The organism is Terriglobales bacterium, assembly GCA_035624475.1.
Classification (GTDB): Bacteria; Acidobacteriota; Terriglobia; order Terriglobales; family Acidobacteriaceae; genus DASPRL01.
The window spans coordinates 1-2,545 of record DASPRL010000371.1 but is presented as its reverse complement, the minus strand read 5'-3'; the positions used below and the strand labels follow the sequence as shown (position 1 = coordinate 2,545).

The window sequence follows — 2,545 nt, the reverse complement described above, 5'->3', positions numbered from 1 at the left end:
AGAGTTCCAGCACGGCCGCGGCCAGCAGGTGGGCGGAGGAGTGGCGGAAGACCTCGAGCGCCTCCGGGTCCTTGGAGGTCAGGATGCGCAGTTCGGCGTCCTTCTCCAGCGGGCGGGCCAAGTCGATGAGCGAGCCGTTGGTGCGGGCCACCAGCGCGGCCTCGGCCAGGCGCGGGGAGATGGAGCGCGCGATCTCCAGGGCGGTGGTGCCTCGCGGCACCTCGCGGACGCTGCCGTCGGGCAGCTTGATGTGGATGCTCTCGGCCATAGGAGCTTGTGTGGCACAGGCGACCCGCCTGTGCACCGGAAATTTTCAGTCTATCGGAGGCGATGGAAGGGGGTCAACGCCGGGCGGATTGTCTGGGGGCAGGGGTTGCTTGTGATGAGGGGATTGATCGCCAGCTACGCTTTATTCCTCTTCCGCTAATGAAAGTTCAACCAGACGGCCAGCCTTGAACGAGACGGTAAGATAAGCCGGTAGATCACAGGCGCAGGTCGTCTCGTACAGCCATTGCTTCGCGCTGAGCCGCTCCTTGGGCTGACCCAAGTTGGAGAGGACCTCCTTCTCGGTCGAGCCCAGGTGCAGTAAAAGCCCGTTGCCGAACTGCTCCTCCGGGTCGAACCACTTGCTGACCGCGGCGCTGCGCTCATTGGCCTTGATCTCCGCGCTCACCCCCTGGCTCAATGTCAGTTCCTCCACAACCTGGTCCACCCCTCCAACAACGTGCAGGGTAGCTGTCTGGTTGGCGTCGAGGAAATAGCGACCGCCGGTGTGGCCTTCATCGGGTCGGAAGACGCCCTTGCCCAGGAGCCGCTGCACCTGGGAATCCGTGGTAACTCCTACTGTGACCCCAGCAAAACTCAACGGCCAGCATACAGTGCCTTTCGGAGCCGGCGTCGGCGCAGGCTCCGCAACCGGGAAAACGAGCCCGGTGGTCACAATGAGAGCGAGAAGCAGGGTACGCATGGAGTCGCTCCATCTAACTCTCCGCCCGGGCGGGCAGCTTTGCAGTGACGCGGGTCACCGCGCCAGGTTCGTGGCCGGAGCCGTGAGGCACGGCAGTTCTTAGAACTTGGGCGGCTTTTTCGGTTCGACGTGACGCCGGACCGGCGGTGCGGAGCCGAACCGCGACGCGCCGTAGAGCAGCACCGGCTGCAGGTCGTCGGCCAGCACGTCCGGCCAATAGATCTCGAGATAGTCGATGTGCCGGCCGGAGCTGTCGGGCGCCATTCCCACGTCGATGGACTTGCGCAGAGCGAGGGGAGGATCGCCGGCCGCGCCCATAGCCGCGCTCTCGCGCTCGGCCGAGGTCCGCATCTGCAGCCCGGTGACTGCGCGCCCGATGTAGCTCTTCAGGAAACGGCTGGAGTCGGGCCGCACCGGGCCGGCACTGAGGTCGCTGTTCTGGAAGACGAACCGGCTTCCCAGCAGGCTCAGCGCGTTCTCGACGATCTCATTCCGGGTGCGCAGGCCCTCGCCCTTGTCGATCTTGCCCTGGTCGTTGATGTTCAGCGCCGTGCCGTCGGAGAGCGAGATCCACTGGCCGGGAAAGTCCTTGGCCGCTTCCTGCAGGACGTCCTGCCAGGCCTCCTTGTACTTGGCCGGGGTGTAGCCGTCGGCCTGCCACTGCTTCAATTCCCCGCCCTGGTGCGGCAGCATCATCTCCACCGAGACCGAGGTGGGGCCGGCCGCCGCCATCACCCGGAACGCCGGGTCCTTCCCGTAGCGCTGGCTCAGCAGCTTCAGGAACCCCGACCAGCGCTTGAGGTAGAGCTTGTTCCAAGGCATGGGAAACGGCAGGGAGCTTCCGGCACCCGGTCCATAGGGGACGACGAACGTGTCCGTCTTGACGTCTTTGAGCGCCCAGGCGGGAGAGAAGAAACCGGGGAAGATGAGGAGCTGGACCCACTTGTGCTGCGCGTCCGCCTTCGCGAACAACTGGTCGAGCTTGGACCAGTCCGGCTTGCCTTCGGCGGGCTCCACCTCGGACCAGCGGATCTGCAGCGCGGCCCCGCTGATGCAGGGGTTCTCCACCGCCTCCAGCTTCAGCGGCTCCCCCGGCGTGCTGACCAGCACGACGACCAGCCCTGCGGGCGTGGCGTCGCCGACGACGGCGCAGGCCATGCGTTCCTGGTTCTGATGCTGCCGAGATGGGGAAGGCTTTTCCTGAGCCGGGAGCCGGCCCACCAGAAGAAGCAGACCCAGAAAAAGCGGAACCGCAGACCGAAGCCGTGCATGCCGCATACGGTGGCCTCGCTAGATTGTGAGATGGGCGGGCATCTTACAACCGGGCTGCGCCCAGGCGTATCCGCCTAAAGAGGGGTGCGGGGCCGACCTCGGCCGTCAGGGCAGCCGCGCCGTCGCTTCCCACTTGGCCTGCCCGGTGAAGTGGCGGCGCAGCCCGGGATAGAGCCAGCGGAAGAAGGTCACGAAGGCGGCAAGGTAGACGATCCCGCCCGCGACGAAGGTCCAAATCGCCGGGCGGTGCAGGAAGAGCATGCTGAAGAAGGTCATGACCATCCACACGCCCAGCGCCACCACGGC

At 65.9% G+C, this 2,545-nt stretch carries 4 protein-coding genes; all 4 read right to left on the bottom strand.

Features of this window, described 5'->3' with window-relative positions; genetic code table 11:
- On the bottom strand, positions 1-268 hold a 268-nt coding region (locus VEG08_14565; protein HXZ29214.1), incomplete at its 3' end, for a TGS domain-containing protein.
- 141 nt (positions 269-409) lie between these two features.
- Entirely contained in the window at positions 410-820 is a 411-nt protein-coding gene (locus VEG08_14560; protein ID HXZ29213.1) for a hypothetical protein, read from the bottom strand.
- Between the two features lie 246 nt (positions 821-1,066).
- Positions 1,067-2,125 carry a hypothetical protein gene (locus VEG08_14555; protein ID HXZ29212.1) on the bottom strand — a complete coding sequence of 353 codons (1,059 nt, stop codon included), beginning with the start codon at positions 2,123-2,125 and terminating at the stop codon, positions 1,067-1,069.
- Between the two features lie 219 nt (positions 2,126-2,344).
- On the bottom strand, positions 2,345-2,545 hold a 201-nt coding region (locus VEG08_14550), incomplete at its 5' end, for a hypothetical protein (protein HXZ29211.1).

Coding starts and splice junctions, on each gene's coding strand:
- VEG08_14555 (HXZ29212.1), bottom strand. CDS start 2,125: ATGGCCTGCGCCGTCGTCGGCGACGCCACGCCCGCAGGGCTGGTCGTC.